Here is a 25,583-nt window from a genome sequence, read left to right on the forward strand (position 1 = left end):
CTAAACGTTCTCCGTTGCGGTTGCGGCATCGCGTTGGTGTACCACCTGACCGGCGGCAATGGTGCTTTTCACGGTACGGTCATCGCCCAAGGTCATCAACACAAACAATTGTTCTTCGAGCGTTTTAGTGTGCTGCATGCGGTACGACAACAGCGGCGTGGCGTTAAAATCTAACACCACAAAGTCGGCGTCGTGACCCGGTGCGAATGACCCGATGTGGTGCTCCAAACGGAGCGCTCGTGCACCGCCCAAGGTCGCTAAATACAGCGATTTGAACGGGTGCAACTTGGCCCCTTGCAACTGCATGACTTTATAGGCTTCGTTCAGGCTGTGCAGGATGGAAAAGCTGGTGCCTGCACCGACATCCGTGCCGAGCCCGACGTTGACGCCATGCCGTTCAGCTTGCGGTAAATTGAACAGGCCGCTGCCCAAAAACAGGTTCGAGGTGGGGCAAAAGGCAATGGCCGAGCCGGTTTCCGCCAGCCGTTTGCATTCGTCGTCGCACAGATGTACACCATGCGCAAACACCGAGCGTTCGGTCAGTAGGTTGAACTGGTCGTAGGCGTCGAGGTAGTTTTTGCTTTCGGGAAACAACGCCTTCACCCAATCGATTTCTTTCGGGTTTTCCGACAGATGAGTGTGCATATACAGGCCATCGTACTCCTGCAAAAGTTGCCCCGCCCGCGCCAATTGTTCGGGGGTGCTGGTGGGCGCAAACCGGGGGGTAACGGCGTAATGCAAACGGCCTTTGCCGTGCCAGCGCTCGATCAAGGCTCTGCTTTCGGTGTACCCGCTGTCGGCGTTGTCCAGGAGATAATCGGGGGCGTTGCGGTCCATCAGCACCTTGCCGCAAATCATGCGCAAATTGCGGGCCTCAGCGGCGCTGAAAAACGCTTCCACCGAGCTGGGGTGCACGGTACCGAATACCAACGCTGTGGTGGTGCCGTTGCGCAACAGTTCGTTTAAAAACCGCTCGGATACTTCGGCCGCATGGGCCGGGTCGGCAAATTCGCGTTCGGCCGGAAAGGTGTATTGGTTCAGCCAGTCGAGCAGTTGTTCGCCATAAGAGGCGATCATGCCCGTTTGCGGGTAATGGATGTGGGTGTCGATAAATCCCGGCATGATCAGCGCATCTGGGCAGTGGGTAATGTCTGTTCCGGCGGGCAAGGTGGGCAACAGGTCTGCCGCATGGCCTACGGCTTGAATGTGGCTGCCCGATACCACCAACAGGCCATCGGGAAAGTATTCATAAGAGGCTTCCAAGCCAACTTCAGCGGGGTCGGCAATACTGTGTACGATGGCACCGCGCCATGCCTTGATTTGTGCGGTCATGCGTTATTGTCCCTGCTCGGTAGAAACGTGCGTGCTCGATACGATGTCGGCACGAAGTTGTTGAATGCCTCGTAGCACCCGTTCCGGGGTAGCCGGGGCGTCGATGCGTGGCTGGATGCGATAATCGCCCACACTGGCGACCGCATCTTTAATTGCACACCACGCAGCAATGCCGAGCATAAAGGGCGGTTCACCCACGGCTTTCGAGTGGAATACGGTGTCTTCGGGGTTTTGGCGACTTTCGACCAGATGCACGCGGAAGTCTAAGGGCATGTCGCTGACCGCCGGTATTTTGTAGCTGGCGGGGCTGTTGGTCATCAGTTTACCCTGTTCGTTCCACACCAACTCTTCGGTGGTCAGCCAACCCATGCCTTGCACAAAACCGCCTTCGATCTGCCCGATATCGATGGCCGGGTTCAGTGACGCGCCAACGTCGTGCAGAATGTCCGTGCGCAGCATTTTGTATTCACCCGTTAAGGTATCCACAATGGTTTCGCAGCAGGCGGCACCATAGGCGAAGTAATAAAACGGATGCCCGGCGGCTTTTTCGCGGTCGTAATAGATTTTGGGGGTGCGGTAGTAGCCGGTCGCCGACAGAGAAATCTGGTGGTAATACGCCAAGCTGGCGAGTTCAGGGAATGAGAGGTAGTGAGCGCCTACTTTTATATGGCCGTTGTGAAAGATCACCTCGTCGGGCTGCACCTTGAAGTGTTCGGAGGCGAAGTTGATCAAGCGGTCTTTTATCGTCTGTGCCGCGTTCTGTGCCGCCTTGCCGTTGAGGTCGGCGCCGGAGGACGCTGCGGTGGGCGACGTGTTCGGTACTTTGTCTGTGCGCGTGGCGGAAATTTGAATTTGATCCAGCTCTACCTGCAACACTTCAGCTACAATCTGCGCGACCTTGGTGTTCAAGCCTTGGCCCATTTCGGTACCACCATGGTTTAGGTGAATGCTGCCGTCGGTGTAAACGTGCAGCAATGCACCGGCTTGGTTGAGGAACGAGGCGGTAAACGAAATGCCGAATTTTACCGGAGTCAGCGCCAGCCCTTTTTTTAGCACAGGGCTTTGGCGGTTGAACTCGACGATGTCCTTCCGGCGTTGCGCGTAGTCAGCAGTGCGCTCCAGCTCGGAAGTGATGTGTTCTAAAATATTGTGCTCCACCGTTTGGTGGTAGTGCGTAACGTTGCGCTCGGTTTGGCCATAATAATTGGCCTTGCGCACGTCGAGCGGGTCTTTGCCTAAATAGCGCGCAATGCAGTCCATGATTTCTTCAATCGCCATCATGCCTTGCGGCCCGCCGAAACCCCGATACGCCGTATTGGAGGCCAGATTGGTTTTGCAACGGTAGCCGGTGATCAGGGCGTCACCCAGATAATAGGCGTTGTCGGCGTGGAACATGGCGCGGTCGACAATCGAACCGGACAGGTCGGCGGAATAACCGCAGTTTCCGGCTAGGTCTATCTTCACGCCTTGCAGCACGCCTTGGTCATCAAAACCCACATCATAACGCGCATAAAAGGGGTGCCGCTTGCCGGTCATCAGCATGTCGTCCACCCGCGCCAGCCGCATTTTAGTCGGGCGTTTGGTGAGGTGGGCGATGACCGCGCACAGGCACGCCGGGCCAGCGGCTTGCGTTTCTTTACCACCAAACCCGCCGCCCATACGGCGCATGTCGGTGGTAACGCGGTGCATGGGCACACCCAATACACTGGCAACCAGTTTCTGAATTTCCGTCGGGTGCTGGCTTGAGGTATAGACGATCATACCGCCATCTTCCGTCGGCATGACAGAGGAAATCTGTGTTTCTAAATAGAAGTGTTCTTGCCCGCCAATGTGCAGTTCGCCCTGCAGACGATTTGGCGCTTGAGCCAACGCACCCACGGCATCACCGCGTTTATGCTGGTGTGGATCGAGCACGAAGTGTTGTTTTTCCAGTGCTTCAACCACGTCCAGTACAGGATCGAGATCTTCATATTCGATGATCGCGGCTTGTGCGGCTTGGCGGGCAATGTCCATGGAGTTGGCGGCGACGGCAATGACCGGCTGGCCGACATACTGCACCACACCATCGGCCAGCAAGGGGTCACCCGCAACCAGTGGGCCGATGTCAAGTTCGCCCGGCACGTCCTGTGCGGTGATGGCAATGGCGACGCCGGGGAAGTTGTAACAGGGCGTAATATCGATGTGTGTGATACGCGCATGGGCTCGGTCGCTGAGGCGCGCCACCACATGGAGTTGGTTGGGGAATTCGGGGCGATCATCAATATAGATCGCCTCACCGGTCACATGTTTATCGGCACTTTCGTGTTTTAGGCCTTTGCCGACACCGGTTTTTAAGTCGGCGCGAAATTGGGCTTCTTGTTCGGCTTGGCTGGCAACGGGGTGATGATGGTTAGACATAATCGGTCACCCGCGTGGTGGTCAGCGGTGCGTTCAGCTCCAGATGCCATTTGCGCATCAGGTTTTGCGCCACCAAAAGACGATATTCTTTACTGGCGCGAAAGTCGCTGAGCGGCGTGAAATCCTGCGCCAGAGCAAGGCACCCTTGTTCTATGGTTGTGACATGCCAAGGCTGTCCGAGCAATGCTTGTTCGGCGTTCAACGCCCGTTTGGGAGTCGCCGCCATACCGCCGAAGGCGATACGGATCTGCGCGACGATGCCTGCCTCAAGGCGTACAGCGAACGCCGCACAGACGGCAGAAATGTCGTCGTCGATGCGCTTGGACACCTTGTAGGCACGAAACTCGACGTTCTCGGACGTCGGAATAATGATTTTCTCAATGAACTCTCCGGCGGTTAACACGGTTTTCCGGTAATCAAGGAAGAAGTCTTCCAGGGCAATGGTACGTTGCTGTGTACCACAACGAAGTTGCAGTTTTGCGTCCAAAGCAATTAATAGTGGCGGGCTGTCGCCAATGGGCGAGGCGTTGCCAATGTTGCCGCCTAAGGTACCTTGGTTGCGAATTTGCAGCGAAGCAAAGCGATGCAGTAACTCACCAAAGTCAGGAAAATGTTGGCTGAGTGTGGCGTACAGGTCGGTCAAGGCCACGGCCGCGCCCACTTCCAAACGATCCTCAAGCACCGTAAGGGTTTTCATTTCGCTGATTTGGCCGACATGAATCAGCGTGGGTAAGGCTCGATGAAATTGGGTTACTTCTAAGGCTAAGTCCGTACCGCCCGCCAATAAGCGAGCTTCCGGGTGCTGCTGGTACAACTCGGCCAATTGTGCCGTGGTCTGGGGTATAAAACAGCGGTGTCCGTTGGCGGACAGTTCGGTTGGCCCGGTTGGGTGAATGTCCCGCAACATGCGCAGTGTATGTGCATGCGCCGCATCAAAATGGTCTGTATGCGGGGTGTTTAAGGCTTGCTGCGCAGCGGCCAATATAGGGCGATAACCGGTGCAGCGGCACAGATTGCCCGACAACGCTTCTAGCGTAGCCGCGTGATCATGTTCAGGATGGTTTTTATCCAGCGCGAACAATGACATCACGAATCCGGGGGTGCAAAAGCCGCATTGCGAACCGTGGCAGTCGGCCATGGCTTGCTGGACCGGGTGCAAGGCACCGTCATGCTTTAAGTCTTCTACGGTGATCAATTGTTTGCCGTGTAGCGCGGGTACAAAGGTGAGACAGGAATTCAGCGTACGGTAGCGGATGTCATCACCGACCAGTTCGCCAACCACCACGGTGCAGGCCCCGCAGTCGCCCGACGCGCAGCCTTCTTTGGTGCCAGTTTTACCACAGTGTTGACGCAGGTAATTCAACACCGTGGTATTGGGGTCAAGCGTCTCTTCGGTGTGAATGTTCTGGTTGAGTATGAACTGAAGCACGGTGAATCTCCCGCTGCGCTGCAAGCGTCACTTTATTATAGTCCATCGCATTGTAGTCATGGCTTGACCGCTTGGTCAACAAGTCGAGCGGTTCGTGCCTAAAATGGCCTTTTATCGCCTTTTCACCGACGTATTATGCAGCCCACTAACGAATCAGAATGGCGCGGAAGTCGTTCACATTGGTCAAGGTCGGGCCGGTGATCAGCGCGTCGTTTAACGCCGCAAAAAAGCCGTGTCCGTTATTCGTATCCAGTGCGGCTTGTGGGTCAATGCTCAGTGCGCGGGCGCGCGTTAGCGTATGTTCATCAATCAAGGCACCCGCCACCTCGGCCATCCCATCCACGCCGTCGGTGTCGGCGGCCAACGCCGTTACCCCGGACATGCCTTGGAGTGCGACCGCCAAAGAAAGCAGAAATTCGACATTACGCCCACCCACGCCGTTGCCACGCACGGTGACCGTGGTTTCACCACCGGATAACAACACACAGGGTGGTGCGATGGGTTGTCCAAAGGTGCTCACCTGGCGCGTTATGCCCGCCATGACTTTGCCTAACTCGCGGGCTTCACCTTCCAAACTGTCGCCCAGAATCAAGGGCGTGATACCGGCGGTACGGGCAGCTTGTGCCGCCGCTTCCAACGCAACTTGCGGTGCGGCCACCAAATGCGTGGTGACGTTATGCAGCCGTGGATCATCCGGTTTAACGGATTCCAGCCTGCCCTGTGCCAGGCCTTCCTGCACCAACGCAGGGACTTCGATGTCGTAGCGTGCCAACACCGCGAGTGCCTCGGCGCAGGTGCTAGGGTCGCCCACCGTGGGACCAGAGGCGATGGCGGGTAAGTCATCACCCGGCACATCGGAAATCAACAAATTCACCACCCGCGCCGGATAGCAGGCCGCCGCCAAACGCCCGCCCTTAATGGCGGAGAGGTGTCGCCGCACGATGTTCATTTCTTGAATACTCGCGCCGGAGCGCAACAACGCTTGGCTAATGTGTTGTTTGTCGGCGAGGGTTAAGCCGTCGGCTGGGAGTGGGAGTAGTGCGGAACCGCCACCGGAAATCAGCACAATCACTTGATCATCTGCCGTTAGCCCTTGCACCATATCCAACATGTGCTGTGCCGCCTGCTCACCTGCTGCATCGGGCACGGGGTGCGCAGCTTCGACAATTTCAATATGCGTGCAGGGTACAGCATAACCATATCGGGTGACGACCAAGCCGCTGATCTCTCCGACCCAATGCTGTTCTAAGGCCTGCGCCATGGCCGCGGATGCCTTGCCGGCGCCAATAACCAAGGTGCGACCTGCGGTTGGCTCGGGTAAAAAATGCTGCACACAGCGCTCCGGTTGGGCAACGGCCAGTGCGGCATCAAACAATTGGCGTAGTATTTGGCGGTCATCGTGCTCGGTCATGGGGTGTTGGCCTCTCGGTGCGTTGTACGGCGCACTTCGGTGGTGCGTTTTTTCCCGGTGGTGTACAAATGTACGGGAATTAGGTGCTGCTTGCCTACCTTGCATGCTTTGGGCCAATTGACCTTATGGTCAATCCGCAGTCACTGATCTACTATTTTGATCTATTATTCTGAACAGCCCTTCTTGCAAAGGTGAACGCCATGACACCCGAATATCCCCGTGATCTGATCGGCTATGCCGGTCGCCCACCGCAAGCGAATTGGCCCGGTAAGGCCAAAATAGCGGTTCAATTTGTGTTGAACTATGAAGAAGGTGGTGAAAACTGTGTGTTGCATGGTGATGCCCATTCGGAAACCTTTTTGTCGGAAATCATCGGCGCTGCACCGTATCCAAGCCGCCACATGAGCATGGAGTCGATCTATGAATACGGATCTCGGGCGGGTTTATGGCGTATTTTGCGTGAATTCGAGCGTCGCGGATTGCCGCTCACGGTGTTTGGCGTGGCCATGGCGTTGCAACGTAACCCCGAAGCGGTAACGGCGTTTAAATCGCTCGGGCATGAGGTGGCGTGCCATGGGCTGCGGTGGATTCATTATCAAGACATGCCGGAAGCGCAAGAACGCGCGCATTTACAGCAGGCGTTGGCGACTATGGAAAGCCTATTCGGCGAACGCCCCTTGGGCTGGTATACCGGGCGCGACAGCCCGAACACGCGGCGGTTGGTGGTGGAAGAAGGCGGGTTGCTGTACGACTCGGATTACTATGGTGACGACCTGCCGTTTTGGACGCCGGTGACGACCTCCACAGGCGAGGTAAAACAGCATTTGGTGGTGCCCTATACCTTGGATACCAACGATATGCGTTTTGCCGCGGCGCAGGGGTTTAATAGTGGGGAGCAGTTTTTTCAGTATGTGAAGGATGCGTTCGACGTACTGTACGCCGAAGGCGAAGACAGCCCGAAGATGTTGTCGATTGGCTTGCATTGCCGGTTGATTGGGCGGCCGGGGCGATTTCGCGCGTTGCAGCGCTTTCTCGACCACATTGAAGCGCACGATCGGGTGTGGGTGACCCGACGAGTGGATATTGCGCGGCATTGGGTGGTGGAGCATCCCGCTGTATGATTTTCTGATGGCAGTGTATTTATTCGGTTCCTTGGTAGGACTAGGCTCCTTCTGGCACGCATAAATCCATCCATGGAGCTCCCTTGCGGCGTCCTGCCGCAAAGGGCCATCAGGAGCCTAGCCCTACCACGGAACCATAAATACCTAAACCCCACCCCACGGTCTAAACTTGTAACTCCATTCGCAATGCCTTAATTTAGTGCGCCGCCCACCCTGAGGAGTGCATGTGAATCTCGACCGACGCTTTTTTCTCACCGTATTTTTGCCGTTTGCGTTGGGATATTACCTGTCGTTTTTCTACCGCATTGTTAACGGAGTCATTGCCGAACCCATGGCGTTGGAGCTGGGTATCGGCCCCGCCAACTTGGGTTGGATTGGCAGCGCCTATTTCCTGTTCTTCGCCGCTGCGCAGTTGCCGCTGGGTGTCTTGCTGGACCGTTACGACACCCGTAACGTGGCTTCCGCGATCTTATTGATTGCCGCCGCCGGTGCGCTGGTATTTGCCTTTGCGCAAACCCCGTTTATGTTGTGGCTCGGGCGTGGGTTAATTGGTTTGGGTGTGTCGGCTTGTTTGATGTCAGCCTTCCGGGCTTATGTAGCCTTGGTGCCGGGCGAGCGTTTGGCGCTCGTGAATGGCCTGCAACTGGCCTTTGGCGGTTTGGGTGCCATTACGGCCACGGTGCCCGTGGAAGCACTATTGCCGTTGATCGGTTGGCGCGGGTTGTTTGTGGGCTTGGGCGGATTGACGCTGTTTATCGCGGTTTTGGTTCGTGTGGTGGTGCCACCCATCTTGGAAAAAGGGCGAACCCATACACCTTTTGGTGAACAGATGCGCGGCGCGCTGTCGGTATTTGTCCACCCCATCTTTGTGCGCGTGGCGCCAGCCAGCGTGTTCACCCAAGCAATTTTTATTGCTTTGTTGGGCTTGTGGGCGGCGGTTTGGCTGCGCGAGGTTGAGCAATTTACGCCGGCGACGACGGCCGATATGCTGTTTTGGGCCGCCCTGGGTATGGCCTTAGGCTACATGACTCTGGGCGGATTTTGCAGTTGGGTGTTGAAATATCGTATTACCACGACCCAAGTTGCGATGTTCTGCATGACGTTGTTCTTTTTGGCCTTGATGGCCTTAATCATCCGCATGCCGGTGCCTGACGTGCCCCTGTGGTTCTTACTGGGGTATTTTGGCTCATCCGGTTCCTTGATGTACGCCGCCTTAACGCAGCAATTCCCCAAGGCCTTGGCCGGGCGGGTGAATACTGCGCTGAACCTGTTGTTATTTGTCAGTGCGTTCTTGTTGCAGTGGCTGATGGGGGTGATTGTAGCTCAGTGGCCTGCCGACCCACTGACCGGCTACCCCGATGTGGCGTATCAGGTCAGCTTCCTGCTGTGTGGGGGTTTGCAGGGTGTGGCATTGTTGTGGTTTCGGTACTTTCCGGCGCGTTAGCGCAACACCACCGCGTTTTCCAAACGGGCTAAGTCATTCACCATTTGCCAATGACCGCCACCGGCTTCAATGCGCTCCTGCCAATCCGTCAGTCGGCGTTGGTAGGCCGCTGGGTCATTATTGTCACTGCGTTGGCGCTTCACATTGACGGCCACTACTTGCACGTTGTTCAGGTTCATACTGACATCGCGGTTCAGCCACGGCGGCAGATCTTCGTGCAGATCAGACAGCAAAAATAAATACTTATGCCCGGCATCCACTTCGCTTAAATAATCGGTGGCCAGCAACACGCCGCCGGTAATATCGCTGTGATGACTGGGCACGCTAAAGCGTTGCAAAAAGGCATCTAATGAGGCCTGAAATTCACGTTTCTGCTGGTTGGTAACGCTGGGCCGATGGTCAAACGTTGCCTGCGCAATAACGTTGCGCTCGGTAAAGCTGCTGTTGTCGATAAAGCCCACGGCCAGCGAATCACCGCTGTTCAAATTCGCCAGTAAGTAATTGCTGAGGGTGCGCGCTTTGTTCAGTTCTCCGGCGTAATCGCCGGAGATGTCGACTAATATAAATGCGGCCCGGCTTTGGTTCGCCGGTTCGCCACAACCCATCAAGAAGGCCGCGAACACAGCACCCAAGGCCAGTTTGGCTTTGTTCCAGCGCGCCTTGCGGCGCAGTTGGCGTTCTTGTTCCAGCGCTTCGATCTTTTCCAGTTCGCGTTCAACCAAATATTGCACTTGTGCGTTATGTATGGTCATGGTTTAGGCCTCCTGTGTGGTCAACGGCAGGTCGGCGTCGAGGTCATCCGCTGTCGATGGGGTAGCCTGACGCTTGGCTTTGGTTGGTTTCGCGCGAGTACTTTTAGCGTTGTCGGCTTCGGTCTCGTCATCGTTGCCGCGAGCCATGGGGTGATCCCGACGGTCTTTAACCATGCGCTCAACACTCAGCGGCAACATGATGAACAGGTCGTAAAGGCTCACCAGCATCTTGCTTGCGTGGTTGGCGATGCCGCCTACCAAGCGAATCACTAGGCGCATAACTCGCAGCGTACCCAGTGCAATCAGCCCCAATACCGTGCGCAGTGAGTGCACGAAGGCTTCTAGCGGAATGGCGACAAAAGCCAGTGCGAAGGGCAGGATAAAGCCAAGAACCAGCTGGCCGATGGACGGAATCCAGCGGAAGTTGTGTTCTACTGCGGCACTCGCACCGGCCAACGACTGGGCCAAGGCTTCGCGGTCTAAGGCCAAGAGGTCACGCATGTAAGCCAGTGATGCTTCGATGCTGGCGAAGATGACCAAAATGGCGAATGCGGCGATGGCCATGCGCTTACGCATCTTGTCGTCCATGCTGCCGATCATCGGAAACAAGCGGGTGATCTGTAGTGCTTCCAGCAAGAACAGGCCCATGGTGATTTCCACGGCAATGATCACCAGTGCAGCGATGTCTGAAGTGCGCACCGAGCCAATGTAGCTCGCGCCCCCGACCATTTCTGACATGGGCAGGGCGATCAAGTGGAAGTTGATGATGCCACCGAAAGTCGCAACAACTAACACCAATGCGGCCACGAAGAATTGAGTCAGCGACGAAGCAGTTAAAGCATGTACCGCTTTATCTTCCGACTTACGCAGGCTTTCGTAGTCGGCCATTTGGCGGTCGATAATCTTCGTGCGGTCATCTAAACCTGTGATGGTCTGCTGCACTTTTTCCATGGTGTTGTTCAGCGCGCGCCAGTCAGGTTGCATGCCATTCAGGATTTTGTGCCGTTCATTGGTGCCTTTCTGGTACGCCTTCAGTGTCTGCTGATGCGAGCTTTCCACCATCTGTTTGATGTTGTCGAGAATCTTCACCACCGCTGGGTCGCCGGTGTTGGGCAGTGCCGTAATGGTTTCCACGACTTCCGTCCATGCGGGTGGTAGGGGGGCATCATCGGTGGCGGCGTGATAGTCGTCTTGAATCTTTTTCAGCGTGTCGGCCAGTTTGCGGTGCAGGCTGGGGTATTGGCTGAGGTCCCGTTCCACAATCGCGTTGACGCGGCTGAACTCGCGCTCGATGGCTTTTTCGGAAGCGTCTCGGCCCATCGCCAACAGAACGTCACGGTTGCGCGCTTCCAAGCGCTGCTCCAGTTGATGAATGCTGCGTGCAGCCACGCGTAGCGTACCGTGAATCGCACGCCCGGTATTGCGCAACAGATGGTGCGCATGCGGACGGCCCAGATACAAAACAGTAATTGCGATAACCAGCCAGATCGCCAGCGATAGTGCAGGCGAGGCGGACCAGATGTAGAGAATGTCAGTCATGATGTTCACCTTGTTGGGTTGTGGTGAACACATTGTTGTTTAGGCTGGTGAAAAATCTGTGAGTTGTGTGGTGTGACGCGTGTGTGTCTTCTGTCGGGTGTCTTAAAATAGGCTCGTGAACGGTTTTCGCGCTCCGGGCCCATTCAAATTTTATCTTATTTTGCGGGCCTTGGGATTCAACACATCCGTCACCGTACCCGCCGCCAATTCACCCGCCAGCCCTACGGTTTCATGCAGTGTCGGGTGAGCGTGAATGGTCAGCCCTAAATCCTCAACCGAGGCACCAAACTCCAACGCCAGCGTCAGTTCGCCTAACAGCTCCCCGGCATGAATACCCACAAGGCCAGCACCTAAAAGCCGGTCGGTTTCTGGGTCGTAAATCAATTTGGTTTTGCCCTCGCCACGCCCGGCACCCAGCGCACGGCCACTGACCGACCAAGGAAATACCGCCACGGCGTAGGCAATGCCCTGCGCTTTGGCCTGCTGTTCCGTCAGCCCCGTCCACGCGATTTCCGGGTTGGTGTAGGCGATGGAGGGGATAGCCAAGGGTTCAAAACGGCGATTATGGCCCGCGATGACTTCGGCGGCGACATGGCCTTGATGCGTGGCCTTATGGGCGAGCATGGGGTCACCCACGATGTCACCGATGGCATAAATGTGCGGCACATTGGTTCGTTGTTGCGCATCCACGGGAATGAATCCTCGGTCATCGACCACGACCCCGGCGCGTGTTGCAGCCGTTAAATCACCGTTCGGGCGGCGACCCACAGCCACCAGCAGTGCGTCCGCGGCAATTTCCCGGCACGTGCCGTCTGCGGCCTCTACGGTGAGAATCAGCGCGTCGGGTTCAGCTTTCACGCCGGTTACACGCGTTTTCAGTTCAATCGTAAAACGGTCGCGATTATAGCGCTGATACACTCGAACCAGATCGGCATCGGCCGCCGGTACCAATTGACTCGCCGCTTCAATGATCGTGACCTCGCTCCCCAGCGCCTGATACACCGTCGCCATTTCCAGCCCGATGATGCCGCCGCCTAAAATCGCTAGGCGAGGCGGCACGTCACGCAACGCCAGGGCGCCGGTGGAATCAAAGATGCGGTCATCGTCCGGCAGGAAGGGCAATTTTACCGGTCGAGATCCAGCAGCAATGATGGCGTGTTTAAATTGAATCTGTGTCTCTGTTTCATCGTCCCGAGTGACCAGCAGTTGGTTGGGGCCAGTAAAGGTTCCCGTACCCTGCTCCACGTCCACCTTGCGCTGGCGGGTCATTCTCCGAATTCCGTCGGTTAGCTTTTTAACCGTGCCGTCTTTAAACGCCAGTATGCGGTCGATATCCAGTTCAGGCCGCGCAAAGCGCACTCCCATCTGCGCGGATTCCTCGGCCTCATGTAGGGTGGCGGCAACATGCAACAATGCCTTGGACGGAATACAGCCCACATTCAGGCACACCCCACCCAGTTCTGCGTAGCGCTCAACCAAGGTGACTTTTACGCCCAAGTCGGCCGCGCGAAATGCTGCCGAATATCCGCCTGGGCCTGCGCCCAGTACCAACACATCAGTTTCGACCACTGAATTCTTATCCATATCGTTACCTTTTGACGGCTTCAGAAAGCTCAATAATTGCAATCTATCAACTGATAGGTAGAATGACAAAAAGTAACCATCATCCTTATAATGGCCAAACTTCATCTGCACGACAGGACACAGGTAATGAGCAGTACCGCTGAACAGATTTTGGATGTCACGCAGGCGTTGTTGAGTGAGAAAGGCTTTAACGGGTTCAGCTTTCGTGAAGTGGCTTTGGCCGTGGGCATTAAGAGCGCGAGCGTGCATTACCACTTCCCCACGAAGGAAGATTTGGTGGTTGCCGTTTTGAAACGCTACAGCGGACGTTTTCTTTCGGCCTTTGCCTACGCTGACGAACACTGCGCGTCATCTGAAGAAAAACTGCAGTTCTTCGTGAACATGTACCGTACAGAACTGAAGCAGAACCAGCGCCTGCCCATGTGCATCATGTTGGCGAGTGATATTGCCGTTTTGCCCGACAATGTGGTGCTTGGCTTACGGCAGTTCTACCGACAGAACCTCGCATGGTTGGCGGCATTGGTGTCGGAAGAAGCTGATGCTGACGCGCAGGCGGCGGGCTGGCTGTCGTCTCTCAATGGCGCATTGGTCGGCACCCGAGTGGTGGGTGATGTGCAGTTTTTTGAAAATGCCGTGCAGGGTGTGACATTGAAGTTGGAAGGCAAGGCACCGTAGTGCCTTGCCTCTGGTTTTACAGGCTTCCTATCATCACGCGCGCTTCCCATGGCCTGAGTTCTGTATTCTGCCCAGCGGTGGGATAATTCCCCAACAGTAAGGTTCCAGAGCTATTGGAGCCCATGTCACCGAGATCGGCGTTTTGCCCGCTCAGGTTGCACAACACCCAAACCTTCTGTTCGTTCAGCGTACGTGTGTACGCGTAAACCTGGGGATGGTCGTCCAGAATCAAGTCATAGGTGCCATAAACCAACACATCGTGTTCTTTGCGCAATTGAATCATCTGCTTGTAATAGTTCAGCACTGACTGTGGGTCGTCCGCTTGTTGCGCCACGTTGATGGTGGTGTGGTTCGGATTCACCGCCAGCCAGGGCGTGCCAGTAGTGAACCCCGCATGGGGTGAGTCATCCCATTGCATTGGCGTGCGCGAATTGTCACGCGCACTGTCCTTGATGCTGTGCAGGATATCGTGGTCGGTCCAGCCGTGTGCACGCTGTTTGGCGGTCAGGTTTTTCACCGCCACGTCGTCAAATTCATGCAGGTGTTGGAACGGATAATTAGTCATCCCCAGTTCTTGGCCCTGATAAATAAACGGCGTACCTTGCATCAGGAAATATAGGGTCGCCAGCGCCGTGCTGCTTTCGTAGCGGTAGCCTTGATCGTCGCCCCAGGTCGAGACTATGCGCGCAAGGTCATGGTTTTCCAAAAAGAGTGCGTTCCAGCCCTTGCCTTCCAAGCCTTTTTGCCAACGCGTTAAGGTGCGCTTTAGTTCGGGCAAATTGAGGCCAGCGTCCGCCTCCGAACCCCACAACTTAAGTTGCTCGAACTGGAACAGCATGTTGAATTTATGTTGGTCCTCGCCCACCCACAGCGGCGCTTCGTCCACGGTCACACCATTGGCTTCGCCTACGGTCATGATGTCGTAGTGGGCGAAGGTGTTGTCGCATAAATCCGCGATGTATTCGTGAATCCCCGACACATTTCGGTGATGGTCGTGCGATGGCACGGCGATCATTCCTTCAGGGTTCGGAAGGTCAGGCAAGCCGGGCGTTTTCTTAATGTGGGTAATGGCGTCAATGCGGAAACCGTCTACGCCCTTGTCCAACCACCAACGCACCATGTCGTACACGGCGGCACGCATGTCGAGGTTGTCCCAGTTCAAATCCGGTTGCTTGCGTGAAAACACGTGCAGGAAGTACTCGCCGGTTTGCTCATCGTATTCCCACGCCGGTTCGGTGAAAATGCTTTCCCAGTTGTTTGGTGGGCCGCCGTTTTTGCCCGGCCGCCAGATGTACCAATCCCGTTTCGGGTTGTCTTTCGAGCTGCGCGATTCCTGAAACCACGCGTGCTCATCACTGCTGTGGTTAATTACCAGATCCAGCAGGATTTTGATGCCGCGTGCGTGGGCCTGCGCCAACAGCTCGTCGAAATCCTCCATGGTGCCAAATTCGGCCATGATGCCTTGATAGTCGCTGATGTCGTAACCGTTGTCGTCGTTCGGTGACGGGAAAATCGGGCACAACCACAGCACGTTGACACCGAGATCATCCAAATAGTCCAGCTTGCTGGTGATGCCCTTTAGGTCACCAATGCCATCGCCGTTGCTGTCCATAAAGCTGCGTGGATAAATCTGGTACACCACGGCCTCTTTCCACCAGGCGCGTTTTGGGTTGGCGCGTTCTGGGCTGGCAGCGTGAACAGGTGTGTGTTGAGCTGACATCAAACTAACTCCTCAAGCGATAAAACAAAACTTTCCCACGGTGCTAACGACAACTGCTCGCCAGTGCCTGTGTGGGCTTGATGATTGTGAATTAAACAGGTGCCGGAACGCAGACGTAGCGCCTCGGGTAACTCGGCGTGCGCTGCTTCATTGGAAAAATTGCTCGCCACCAACAGCGTTTTCCCGTCGAGTTGACGCAGGTAGGCGAAGATCTGTTCGTGCTCGGGTAACAGCAATTCAAACTGCCCGTCAACAATGACCGGGTGTGCTTTGCGCAGCGCGATCAGTTTGCGGTAGTGATGGAAGATCGACCCTTCGTCGGCGACATTCTGCGCTGCGTTGATCTGGGGGTAATTCGGGTTCACACCCAACCAAGGCTGTGCCGTGCTGAAGCCGCCGTGCGCGGAGTCGTCCCACTGCATCGGCGTGCGCGCGTTGTCGCGACTGTTGGCGTAAATGGCGGCCATCATTTCGTCTTCGCTGTGTCCGGCGGCCAAACGTTCGGTGTAGAGGTTGCGCGTTTCAATGTCTTGATAGTCTTCAATGCTCGGAAACTGCACGTTGGTCATGCCCAGTTCTTCGCCCTGATAGATGTACGGCGTGCCTTGCATCAAATGCAGCGTTGTGGCTAGGCACTTGGCGGAACGCACGCGGTATTCGCCATCGTTGCCGTACTTGGACACGGCGCGTGGCAGGTCGTGGTTGTTCCAAAACAGCGAGTTCCAGCCCTGACCAGCCAGCTCGGTTTGCCACTTGTTGAACACGGCTTTCAGTTCAACCAAGTTGAACGGACGTGGCTTCCATTTGCCGTGTACGGGGTCGAACGACAGCGTGATGTGCTCAAACTGAAACACCATCGACAGCTCGTGGCGCTCAGGGTGCGAATAGAGCTTGGCGATTTCCGGCGTGGCGCTCCACGCTTCGCCGACGGTGAGCGCATCACGCGGGCCAAAGGTCGCTTTGTTCATGGCTTGAATCAGTTCGTGCAGACGCGGGCCGTTGGCCATGATGCGAGCATCCACGTCTTTGCCGATCAGGTCGATCACGTCCATGCGGAAACCCGCCACGCCCCGGTCCAGCCACCAGTTCATCATGTCGTGCACGGCGGTGTGTACGGCGGGGTTGTCCCAGTTCAGATCCGGCTGTTTTTTGCTGAACTGGTGGAAGTAGTATTCGCCGGATACTTCGTCGAACTCCCACATGGAGCCACCAAAATAAGAGTGCATGTCGCTCGGAAGCGAGCCATCGGCGTTCGGTTGCCGCCAGATGTAGAAGTCGCGGTAGGGGCTGTCTTTGGACGACTTGGCCGACACGAACCACGGATGTTCGTCGGAGCTGTGGTTCACCACTAAGTCCATGATGATCTTGATGCCGCGTGCATCGGCCTCGGCGATCAGACGGTCAATATCAGCCAGCGTGCCGAATTCGGGGGCGATGTCCTGATAGTCGGAAATGTCATAGCCGTTGTCGTCCATGGGCGACGCGAAGACCGGCGACAACCAGATGACGTTGATGCCTAATGTGGCTAAATAGTCGAGCTTGCTGATGACGCCGGGAATGTCGCCCATGCCATCGCCATTGCTGTCTTTAAAGCTGCGTGGGTAAATCTGGTACACCACGGCGTCTTTCCACCAAGGCTGGGTCATCTCATATTCCTAATTCAGTTAGACGTGTGTTCTGGGCATCGATCGCAGAGCAGGGGCATGGGTAAGTGTTTTGGTGGGCGTAAGCGCCCCGGACGGGCGCTTCCGAGCCTACATGGACGTATTTACGGCGTCCCCCAAAAGGCTTACCCATGCCCCTGATCTGTGGGTCTTGCCCGATGTCGTGAAGCCTACAGCACCCCAAGCGCAAAAAATAATGCATTTTATTGTTCTCTCTATAGATAAAATCTATAGTCTGCCAATGGACAAACTCTTAAAGCAATTCCTCACCGTCGCTGAACTGAACAGCCTCAGCCATGCCGCCACGCGCCTGTTCATCAGCCAGCCCACACTCACCCACAACATCAAAAAACTGGAAGACAACCTCGGCGTTGAACTCTTCGTGCGCTCTTCCAAAGGCATGGCGCTCACGCCCTACGGCGAATTATTGATGGAACAAACGCGCATCATGCAGCGCGTACACGACAACGCCATGGAAAAACTCGCCCAGCTCAAAGTGAAACGCGAACGCGGCTTGCGCATCGGCGTCGGGATGGCGTGGTGGCATTTGTTCTTCCGCGACCTGCTGCAAGACTACCGGCGCGAAAACCCCACCGCCCCTGTGCACGTCGACATCGGCAACCACTTGCGCTCCATGGACCAATTGCTCTGTGGCGACATTGACCTGTTCATTGGGCATGAGATTGTTGGCCTGAACGAGCGAGCAGGCGCGGTGTTCAATCCGCTGTTTCAAGCCTTCGACGGCTGCTACGTGCGTGCCGGGCACCCCTTGCTTGCGCAACCGAGTTGCAGCTTGGTGGACTTGCTCGCCTACCCGCATTTGGATGTTACTCCCGACGAAGCGCGCTACACCCAAGTGCTCGACAACTTAGCGCTGAAACAGGCGCAACGTGAACGCTACTACGTGCCCGAGCGCGTGGTATGGGCCACCAACTCCATGACCGCCGGGCTCGACATTCTGCGTGACAGCGACGCCGTAATGACCTACACCAATGTACTGGCCGACTATTTTGTCCAACAGGGCGTGCTACCCTTACCGATAGATGAACCGCAAGGCCCGCATACGGTGGGGCTGTATGTGTTGGCGGAACGCGCCGACGACGAGCATATTCAGCACATTACGGGCTTGATCCAGCAGCATGTGGCATCAGCGCCCTTTATTTCGCAGGTGACGCTATGAACAAAATACTTTTGGTAACGGGTGCTAGCCGAGGCATCGGCGCGGCTACCGCCATTTTGGCCGCGCAACGTGGCTACCGTGTGGCCGTGAACTATCGGGAAAATGCCACCGCTGCAAAGGCCGTGGTGGAGCAGATTCAGCAAGCCGGAGGGCAAGCCTTTGCCGTGCAAGCCGATGTTTCACGCGAAGGAGACGTACAGCGATTGTTTGCTCACATTGATGCAGAAGAGGGCACCTTGGCGGCACTGGTGAACAATGTCGGCACATTAGAAACCCAAATGCGCGTAGAAGACATGACCGCCGAACGCATAAACCGCATATTAACCACCAACGTCACCGGCACTATGCTGTGTACCCGAGAGGCCATTAAACGCATGTCCACCAAGCACGGTGGCACGGGCGGCGCCATTGTGAATGTGTCGTCCGTCGCCGCACTCACCGGCTCACCCGGCGAATACGTCGACTACGCCGCATCCAAAGGCGCCATAGACACCTTCACCCTTGGCGTAGCGCGTGAAGTCGCCACCGAAGGCATACGAGTGAATGGCGTGCGGCCAGGATTTATCTACACCGACATACACGCCCAAGGCGGCGAACCGAATAGAGTAGACCGTGTAAAAGTCGGCGTGCCGATGCAGCGCGGCGGCCAGCCGGAAGAAGTCGCTAACGCGATACTGTGGTTGCTGTCTGATGAAGCCAGTTATGCGACAGCGACCTTTATTGATGTGGCTGGTGGGCGGTGAGTATAGTCATCTGTACAAGGGCGAAAGATCATTGCTGCACTAGGAGGAAAATATGGAACTTAGAAAGCCGCTAGATATTCTCGCTCTAAAAGCAGGGGATACTGTCTCAAAGAAAAATCTGAACGAATTGATTCAGCAGTCAAAAATTGAGGGGTCTGCGTACTGGGCCGGTGAAGACTTAAAAATTGGTAACACGCCTCAGCAGGGCATTAATTGGGTCGGAGCGCTACCAGAATGTCGGGCTGTAATAATTAAGTCTAAGCTCGGTTCATATGATAAAGACGGCTGGGATGCCGGATCGAAGGAATTTTATCGTTACTCTTTCAAGGCTCGATCCGGGCAAGTTTCACAATCAGAAAAGGCCAACAAGGTCTTGATAAATCAGCCTCAATTTGGATACCCCATCCTTCTTTTTACGGAGCAAAAATTTACTAAGCGACATCTAATTTGGATATTTGAAGGCGCTTTTCGAGTTTCAGAGCTTGAAGACACGTGTGTGAAGCTGGCGAGGTTGGAGGACTATTCCGCCAGCAATGAAGTTCGTCAACAAGAAGCAGGGTATCTCGAAGGTGGGCGAAAGTATGTATCACACTTGCTAATTGAGCGGAATAGGGATGCGGCTCTGGCAGTTAAGAAGACTCAGCCATGGGTATGTGATATCTGTAGCAAGGTGTTCTCAGATCGCTATGGTGTTGAATACATTGAAGCACATCATAAGGTGCCTGTGTCGACATATTCAGAGTCATATAAGGTCCAAGTCTCAGATTTTGCTCTACTGTGCCCGAACTGCCATACGGCCGTTCATATTCTCATGAGAACAAAGGCGCTCGCATACAGTGAAATTAAGGAACAGCTAAAGTAGTAAGTTTTTTTGACTAGTCGTTTGAATAGCCTTATTTGCATCATGATTCTCAAGGGAGGATCGTGGAAAGTTGGTGGTTAGTATAGGATTTAGCTTCTAGTAGGTTGAGGGCTGCATTTTATTGAAGCGTACTGGGCTTTCAGAAACGATGTCGCACTTTCTTGCGGCTCAATCTGTGAAGGATGAGAGTGACGGAGTTAAGTCAAAAACCAGTCAGTGGCTCCCGCTATCTTTCCGTGTCAAAATTGAGTGATAAACGAACGACAGTTTAATCCCATGAATCTCCAGAAGATTGAAAAAGACGCGCTTCCCTTCCCAAGGAGCCGCTTCCCTAGTGGAAGCCGCTATTAATGTTGGATTTGGAGCCGCCGAGCATCTTGCTGGATGAGTAAAAAAGGAATAATTTATACTCATGAGCAACTTCGAGTACGATGACGGAAAAAGCCAAGCAAATCTTGAAAAACATGGGATTGATTTCTTGGATGCACAGGCTCTCTGGAAAGATCCTGACTTGCTTGAAATACAGGCCAGATCTGATGATGAGCCTCGTTTCCTAGTGGTCGGCCTCCTTGGTTCAAAGCATTGGTCTGCCGTCATCACTTATAGGAATGGCACAGCACGGATCATTTCTGTACGACGCTCCCGCAAACGAGAGGTAGAGCTGTATGAAAGCTAAGACATTTGACAAAAAATTTGACCAAGACAACGAAGACATCATAGATGATCTTGATTTGTCGACGTCGCGGCGCATTAATCAAGACCAGAAACGTATCAATGTCGACTTTCCCACTTGGGTGGTTGAATCATTAGATCGTGAAGCAGCTCGTATTGGTGTTACTCGGCAGTCGATCATCAAGGTTTGGCTGGTTGAGCGTTTAAATGCTGAAGCGGCTAACCAGTACCGTGTCGATGGTAGCTCTGGCAGCCAATGACCGGTAGAAAGCTTGGAAATTAGCAATGACAACTAGGTCGACAGATGCCGGACAAGTAACTGTCGCTCTATACACGAGAGTGTTTCATTCTTGCGCGGTGCTCTTCGCAACTCTGCAGTTTGCATTGGTAAAGTTGCACTGATAGAAGAATCGATAAGGCAATAACCTAGCCCGGTAGCCCTCCGCCACCGCCTGAACATTGATTATTGCTGCGCTAAATTCAAATTGCGAGATTCCAATGAGAACAATCGGCAACGTGCTGTGGTTTATTTTGGGTGGTGCCATCATGGGGTTGGCGTGGTGGTGTATAGGCATCATTGCATTCATCAGCATTGTCGGTATTCCGTGGGGAAGGGCTTGCTTCGTGATTGGCAGCTTCTCATTTTTCCCGTTCGGAAAAGAAGCCATCAGCCGAAACGAACTCACGCAACGAAATGACATCGGTACTGGTGGCTTTGGGTTGTTGGGTAATATCATTTGGTTCGTTTTTGCTGGCCTATGGCTCACCATCGGTCATCTCATTTCTGCGTTTGTGTGCTTTGTGACGATCATTGGCATCCCTTTCGGGATTCAGCACATCAAACTGGCCGGGCTCGCCATTTTTCCGATTGGCAAAACCATTGTCACGAAAGAAGTCGTTGCTGCGGCGAGAGCGGCCAATGCGGAAATGGCTGTAGCTGCTTTAAGACGCAAAGCTTGAGGGAAAGCGCTATCACTGGCCCATGGGAGACAGAGTTATGAAAACTCAAAACCCACAAAAGATCGTTCCGCACCTGTGGTTCGACCGCGAAGCAAAAGACGCGGCGGAATTTTATTGCTCGGTCTTTCCTGATTCAGCGGTGACGAACCTTACGACCATTCGCGATACGCCATCGGGCGATTGCGACATCGTGTCGTTTTCGCTGTGGGGGCAGGATTTTATGGCGATCAGTGCCGGGCCTCTGTTCAAATTCAACCCGTCAGTGTCTTTCATGATTAATTTTGACCCGGCGCAGGACAAGAACGCGAAAGCCAGAATTGATGAAGTGTGGGCGAAGCTCGCCGATGGCGGACAGGTGTTGATGCCGCTCGATGCCTACCCGTTCAGTGAGCGCTATGGCTGGATTCAGGACAAATACGGGCTGTCATGGCAACTTATTCTGACCGACCCGACGGGTGAACCACGCCCTACCATTATGCCAGCGCTGATGTTTGTTGGTGACCTGTGTGGCAAGGCAGAAGAGGCCAGTGATTTCTATGTAGCCACGTTCGAGCACGCGAAGCGTGGTGAACTAGCGCGCTACCCTGCGGGTATGGAGCCGGACAAGGAAGGCACGGTGATGTTTACGGATTTCACTTTGGAAGGCCAGTGGTTTGTCGCCATGGACAGCGCCCAAGAGCATGAATTTGCCTTCAATGAAGCGGTTTCGTTCATTGTGAACTGCAAAGACCAAGCAGAGATTGATCATTACTGGGAAGCATTATCGGCAGTGCCAGCGGCAGAGCAGTGCGGGTGGCTCAAAGATGCCTACGGCCTTTCGTGGCAAGTTGTACCAGAGGTTATGGACAGTATGATGGCCGATGACAACAAAGAACGATTGGGTCGCGTAACGCAGTCTATGTTGCAGATGAAGAAGCTGGATTTAGCTGAACTGCAACGGGCTTATGAGGGTTGAACTAAACGCATGACTGTTATCGAAATTCGTTCTGCCTCGGAAGCGGACCTTGCAGATATTCAAGCATGCGCGCGCCAAGCTTATGCAAAGTATATTGAGCGCATGAACCAAGAGCCTGCGCCAATGCACGCGGACTTCGCCCTGCAGATAGCCAATGGCTGGGTCGATGTTGCGGTGGGCGAAATCGGGCTGGTGGGATATGTAGTTTACTATCAACGGGATGATCATGTTCATCTAGAGAACGTTTCGGTGTCGCCTGAGTTCAGTGGCGGCGGCATTGGTAAGCGCTTAATCGCGCATGTGGAACTCTTTGCGCGGAACGCAGGAAGCCAAGCGGTTGAGCTGTATACAAACGAAGCAATGACGGAAAACTTGGCAATGTATCAGCGGTTCGGTTACCGCGAAGTTGACCGTCGGCATGAGGGTGGTTTTAGTCGTGTGTTTTTTAGGAAGCAGTTATAGAAGAACCATTGTCACTCAGGAAACCAATGCTGCTTCGATTTTATGGCAGCGGGTATCGTTAAATATTGTCCGTTCGTATCGATAGGGGTATCGTAATACCGAAGTTTTGTCGAGAGGTACAATCATGACAGCTGTAACGGTTTCTCCGAAGTTTCAAATTGTCATTCCGAAGGAAATTCGTGAGGCCATGGGCATTGTTTCTGGGCAGAAAGTTCAGATCATGTCTTATCAAGGGCGAATTGAGGTGATTCCCCTCAAACCCATGAGCGAAATGAGAGGCTTCCTAAAGGGCATTGATACCGCGGTTGATAAGGACGATGATCGATTATGAATGTTGTTGATTCGTCTGCGTGGTTGTCGTACTTCGCCAACGACAGTAACTCCGCAGTTTTCGCTGAGCCAATCGAAAACCTAACCACTTTGCTGGTGCCTAGCATCACGATCACTGAGGTTTTTAAAAACGTGCTGCGCCAGCGCGGAGAAGAAGCGGCGCTGATTGTTACGGCACATATAAAGCAAGGCAAAGTAATTTCTCTGGATTCAGAGCTGGCAATGGATGCCGCTCAATGCGGCGTTCTTCATAAACTGCCACTAGCAGACAGCATTATTTTTGCAACCGCTCAAAAGTATTCTGCATTGCTGTGGACACAGGATAACGACTTTAAGGGCCTGCCGAACGTCAGGTATGTTGCCAAGAAGGCAGGACAATAGGGAGATTAATGAGTGAATCTCATGACACAAAGCAGCTGGTTGCTGGCAGTGTCGTCTATACCGCTTGCGGTGTACGCCGGGTACATCGTTTATTTAGACATTGGCAGCTTCTATACCAACTTCAGTCAATTTTTCGATGGCGATTCGCCATTGGTTCCAACGATGATCACGTTGTTATTGGCGCTGACGCCGCTATCTATACTCGGCGTTGGTTGGTTTCTATATCGCCGTCGGACATCACTTTTTATTGTCCCACTGCTTGCTCATGCGCTGTTTTTTGTTGTCAGCCTGTATTTAACCGCTTATGTTGCGATGGTCTTGATTTGGTTTGTCGTGAGTAAGGTGCTTCTTTTTAGAAGGCGTCCAATTGCCTATTAGGATTCCGGCTAATTGCCTATTAGAGCACCGTCCAATTGTCTATTAGCGATGCACTATGCATGTATGTAATGCCCTAATAGCAAGAGTTTCTTGGCCCCTCCAGTCCTCCAATGCAGGTTACGGAAACCAATGCCGCGTCCTATTCGCAAACCACACCAACGAGAGCATCACCGGTACTTCCACCAGCACCCCAACCACGGTGACGAGTGCTGCAATGGAGTTGAGCCCGAACAGGCCGATGGCAACGGCAACAGCCATTTCAAAGAAGTTCGAGGTGCCGATTAACGCACAGGGTGCCGCCACGTTGTGCGGCACGCGCCATGCTTTGGCTGACCAGTAAGCAACGGCAAACATGCCGTACGACTGAATCAGCAGCGGGATGGCGATTAACGCAATAATCAGTGGATTGTTCAGCATGATGTCGCCTTGGAAGCCGAACAACAGTGCGACGGTCACGAGCAAACCCACAATGGACAGCGGCTTAACTTTGGCGGTGAAGGCGCTTACTTTGGCGGGAACATCCGCTGCGCTGGTGGCCTTCTGGGTCATATACACGCGCGTCAGAATACCCGCCGTTAACGGAATCACGATGTACAGCACGACTGACAGCACCAAGGTTTCCCAGGGTACGGTTATGTCGGTAACGCCCAGCAGCAATGCGACAATGGGCGCATAAGCAAACACCATGATGGCGTCGTTCAGTGACACCTGAGCCAGCGTGTAGTTGGGGTCGCCTTTGGTGAGTTGTGCCCACACAAACACCATGGCGGTGCAAGGTGCTGCGCCCAGAAGGATCATGCCCGCGATGTATTGCCCCGAGGTGCCGGGTTCGATCAGTGGGGCAAAAATCCAATCGAAAAACAAGACGCCGAGTGCCGCCATGGTGAAGGGTTTGATTAGCCAGTTCACAATCAACGTAATAACAATGCCTTTTGGGCGTTCGTGCACGCGGGCCAAGGCGCTGAAGTCTACCGACACCATCATGGGGTAGACCATAAACCAGATCAGCACGGCAATGACGAAATTAACCGAGCCATATTCCAATGACGCCAAGGTAGATATAAGCGCTGGCGCTACTTGCCCCAATGCTAAGCCGACGACAATCGCAAGCGCGACCCAAACAGAAAGGTATCGTTCGAAAACAGGCATAAAATTTAAGCTTCTATGATGAATGGTTAAGAGTGCTGCCATCATAACGACATAGTTAGCCATAGAAAATATTTCGATATTACTAGAAATATATTTACTTGCAGCTCAAGCTGTCGATAATGGTGAGCCATGAGCACACTAACACTAGAACAAGCCGCCGACCAACTAGCCGAACTGGGACATGCCACTCGATTGGGTATTTACCGGGAGCTGGTGAAAGCTGGCACGACGGGCATGCCGGTTGCCGACATACAAAACAGCTTGGCGGTGCCGGGTTCTACCTTGTCGCATCACATCAGTCGTTTAGTGCGCGTGGGCTTGGTACGACAAGTGCGTGAGGGCCGTGTGTTGCGCTGCTTTGCGCAGTACGATCAATTGAATACCTTGCTCGGCTTTTTGCGTGATGAATGCTGTGTGGACCAACGCTGTTGATTTTTTACTCA

Annotated in this window: 25 protein-coding genes; 15 read left to right on the forward strand and 10 right to left on the reverse strand. The window is 54.3% G+C overall.

Going from position 1 to position 25,583, the window contains the following annotated elements; translation table 11 throughout:
• From guaD to ACFOSD_RS07010, 4 genes are all read right to left on the reverse strand, one after another.
• The gene (guaD, locus tag ACFOSD_RS06995; RefSeq protein WP_380692354.1) at window positions 1-1,332 is read right to left on the reverse strand and encodes a guanine deaminase; all 1,332 of its coding nucleotides are present in this window, start codon (window positions 1,330-1,332) and stop codon (window positions 1-3) included.
• A gap of 3 nt (window positions 1,333-1,335) precedes the next feature.
• Window positions 1,336-3,729, reverse strand: coding sequence for a xanthine dehydrogenase molybdopterin binding subunit (xdhB, locus tag ACFOSD_RS07000; protein WP_380692353.1), 2,394 nt, complete (start codon window positions 3,727-3,729; stop codon window positions 1,336-1,338).
• Window positions 3,722-5,158, reverse strand: a complete 1,437-nt coding sequence (gene xdhA / locus ACFOSD_RS07005; RefSeq protein ID WP_380692352.1) for a xanthine dehydrogenase small subunit — start codon at window positions 5,156-5,158, stop codon at window positions 3,722-3,724. The genes xdhB and xdhA overlap by 8 nt, the downstream gene beginning before the upstream one ends.
• Before the next feature lie 145 nt (window positions 5,159-5,303).
• On the reverse strand, window positions 5,304-6,569 hold the full coding sequence (locus ACFOSD_RS07010; protein ID WP_380692351.1) for a glycerate kinase type-2 family protein: 1,266 nt from the start codon (window positions 6,567-6,569) through the stop codon (window positions 5,304-5,306).
• A 200-nt stretch (window positions 6,570-6,769) separates the two neighbouring features.
• On the opposite strand from ACFOSD_RS07010, the gene puuE reads away from it, so the two are divergent.
• Window positions 6,770-7,690, forward strand: coding sequence for an allantoinase PuuE (puuE, locus tag ACFOSD_RS07015; protein WP_380692349.1), 921 nt, complete (start codon window positions 6,770-6,772; stop codon window positions 7,688-7,690).
• Between the two features lie 226 nt (window positions 7,691-7,916).
• The gene (locus ACFOSD_RS07020) at window positions 7,917-9,134 is read left to right on the forward strand and encodes an MFS transporter (RefSeq protein WP_380692348.1); all 1,218 of its coding nucleotides are present in this window, start codon (window positions 7,917-7,919) and stop codon (window positions 9,132-9,134) included.
• Here the strand turns inward: ACFOSD_RS07020 and ACFOSD_RS07025 are convergent.
• The 3 genes from ACFOSD_RS07025 to lpdA all read right to left on the reverse strand — a co-directional run bounded on the left by ACFOSD_RS07025 (window position 9,131) and on the right by lpdA (window position 13,009).
• Window positions 9,131-9,886 carry a VWA domain-containing protein gene (locus ACFOSD_RS07025; protein ID WP_380692347.1) on the reverse strand — a complete coding sequence of 252 codons (756 nt, stop codon included), beginning with the start codon at window positions 9,884-9,886 and terminating at the stop codon, window positions 9,131-9,133. The genes ACFOSD_RS07020 and ACFOSD_RS07025 overlap by 4 nt on opposite strands.
• A gap of 3 nt (window positions 9,887-9,889) precedes the next feature.
• On the reverse strand, window positions 9,890-11,425 hold the full coding sequence (locus ACFOSD_RS07030) for a hypothetical protein (RefSeq protein ID WP_380692346.1): 1,536 nt from the start codon (window positions 11,423-11,425) through the stop codon (window positions 9,890-9,892).
• 150 nt (window positions 11,426-11,575) lie between these two features.
• Window positions 11,576-13,009, reverse strand: coding sequence for a dihydrolipoyl dehydrogenase (gene lpdA / locus ACFOSD_RS07035; RefSeq protein ID WP_380692345.1), 1,434 nt, complete (start codon window positions 13,007-13,009; stop codon window positions 11,576-11,578).
• Window positions 13,010-13,135: 126 nt separating this feature from the next.
• Here lpdA and ACFOSD_RS07040 point away from each other — a divergent pair, with 126 nt between their 5' ends.
• Complete coding sequence (locus ACFOSD_RS07040) at window positions 13,136-13,684, forward strand: TetR/AcrR family transcriptional regulator (RefSeq protein ID WP_380692344.1); 549 nt, start codon at window positions 13,136-13,138, stop codon at window positions 13,682-13,684.
• A 16-nt stretch (window positions 13,685-13,700) separates the two neighbouring features.
• Here the strand turns inward: ACFOSD_RS07040 and ACFOSD_RS07045 are convergent, their stop codons facing one another.
• Together ACFOSD_RS07045 and ACFOSD_RS07050 are read right to left on the reverse strand one after the other, a co-directional pair.
• Window positions 13,701-15,404 carry a glycoside hydrolase family 13 protein gene (locus ACFOSD_RS07045; RefSeq protein WP_380692343.1) on the reverse strand — a complete coding sequence of 568 codons (1,704 nt, stop codon included), beginning with the start codon at window positions 15,402-15,404 and terminating at the stop codon, window positions 13,701-13,703.
• A complete protein-coding gene (locus tag ACFOSD_RS07050) occupies window positions 15,404-17,050 on the reverse strand; it encodes a glycoside hydrolase family 13 protein (protein WP_380692342.1) in 1,647 nt (548 codons plus the stop codon). The genes ACFOSD_RS07045 and ACFOSD_RS07050 overlap by 1 nt, the downstream gene beginning before the upstream one ends.
• A gap of 259 nt (window positions 17,051-17,309) precedes the next feature.
• Here ACFOSD_RS07050 and ACFOSD_RS07055 point away from each other — a divergent pair, with 259 nt between their 5' ends.
• The 11 genes from ACFOSD_RS07055 to ACFOSD_RS07105 all read left to right on the forward strand — a co-directional run bounded on the left by ACFOSD_RS07055 (window position 17,310) and on the right by ACFOSD_RS07105 (window position 23,991).
• Entirely contained in the window at window positions 17,310-18,248 is a 939-nt protein-coding gene (locus ACFOSD_RS07055; protein ID WP_380692341.1) for a LysR family transcriptional regulator, read from the forward strand.
• Window positions 18,245-18,991, forward strand: coding sequence for an SDR family oxidoreductase (locus tag ACFOSD_RS07060; RefSeq protein WP_380692340.1), 747 nt, complete (start codon window positions 18,245-18,247; stop codon window positions 18,989-18,991). The genes ACFOSD_RS07055 and ACFOSD_RS07060 overlap by 4 nt, the downstream gene beginning before the upstream one ends.
• A 52-nt stretch (window positions 18,992-19,043) precedes the next feature.
• A complete protein-coding gene (locus tag ACFOSD_RS07065; protein ID WP_380692339.1) occupies window positions 19,044-19,853 on the forward strand; it encodes an HNH endonuclease in 810 nt (269 codons plus the stop codon).
• 412 nt (window positions 19,854-20,265) lie between these two features.
• Window positions 20,266-20,529: a BrnT family toxin gene (locus ACFOSD_RS07070; RefSeq protein WP_380692337.1), complete on the forward strand. Its 264-nt coding sequence runs from the start codon at window positions 20,266-20,268 to the stop codon at window positions 20,527-20,529.
• Window positions 20,519-20,785, forward strand: a complete 267-nt coding sequence (brnA, locus tag ACFOSD_RS07075; protein WP_380692336.1) for a type II toxin-antitoxin system BrnA family antitoxin — start codon at window positions 20,519-20,521, stop codon at window positions 20,783-20,785. Before ACFOSD_RS07070 ends, brnA begins: the two co-directional genes overlap by 11 nt.
• Before the next feature lie 238 nt (window positions 20,786-21,023).
• Entirely contained in the window at window positions 21,024-21,485 is a 462-nt protein-coding gene (locus ACFOSD_RS07080) for a YccF domain-containing protein (protein WP_380692334.1), read from the forward strand.
• 37 nt (window positions 21,486-21,522) lie between these two features.
• On the forward strand, window positions 21,523-22,440 hold the full coding sequence (locus ACFOSD_RS07085; RefSeq protein ID WP_380692332.1) for a VOC family protein: 918 nt from the start codon (window positions 21,523-21,525) through the stop codon (window positions 22,438-22,440).
• A gap of 9 nt (window positions 22,441-22,449) precedes the next feature.
• Entirely contained in the window at window positions 22,450-22,902 is a 453-nt protein-coding gene (locus tag ACFOSD_RS07090; protein ID WP_380692331.1) for a GNAT family N-acetyltransferase, read from the forward strand.
• 124 nt (window positions 22,903-23,026) lie between these two features.
• On the forward strand, window positions 23,027-23,233 hold the full coding sequence (locus tag ACFOSD_RS07095; protein WP_380692330.1) for an AbrB/MazE/SpoVT family DNA-binding domain-containing protein: 207 nt from the start codon (window positions 23,027-23,029) through the stop codon (window positions 23,231-23,233).
• Window positions 23,230-23,613, forward strand: coding sequence for a type II toxin-antitoxin system VapC family toxin (locus tag ACFOSD_RS07100; RefSeq protein WP_380692329.1), 384 nt, complete (start codon window positions 23,230-23,232; stop codon window positions 23,611-23,613). Before ACFOSD_RS07095 ends, ACFOSD_RS07100 begins: the two co-directional genes overlap by 4 nt.
• Window positions 23,614-23,634: 21 nt before the next feature.
• Window positions 23,635-23,991: a hypothetical protein gene (locus ACFOSD_RS07105; RefSeq protein ID WP_380692328.1), complete on the forward strand. Its 357-nt coding sequence runs from the start codon at window positions 23,635-23,637 to the stop codon at window positions 23,989-23,991.
• Between the two features lie 117 nt (window positions 23,992-24,108).
• On the opposite strand, the gene arsB is transcribed toward ACFOSD_RS07105, so the two are convergent.
• A complete protein-coding gene (arsB, locus tag ACFOSD_RS07110; RefSeq protein WP_380692327.1) occupies window positions 24,109-25,140 on the reverse strand; it encodes an ACR3 family arsenite efflux transporter in 1,032 nt (343 codons plus the stop codon).
• 129 nt (window positions 25,141-25,269) lie between these two features.
• Between arsB and ACFOSD_RS07115 the strand changes: the two genes are divergently transcribed.
• A complete protein-coding gene (locus tag ACFOSD_RS07115) occupies window positions 25,270-25,572 on the forward strand; it encodes an ArsR/SmtB family transcription factor (protein ID WP_380692326.1) in 303 nt (100 codons plus the stop codon).
• The last annotated feature ends 11 nt before the right edge of the window (window positions 25,573-25,583 follow it).

Origin of the sequence: Salinispirillum marinum (genome assembly GCF_042650105.1) — a bacterium.
Classification (GTDB): Bacteria; Pseudomonadota; Gammaproteobacteria; order Pseudomonadales; family Natronospirillaceae; genus Salinispirillum; species Salinispirillum marinum.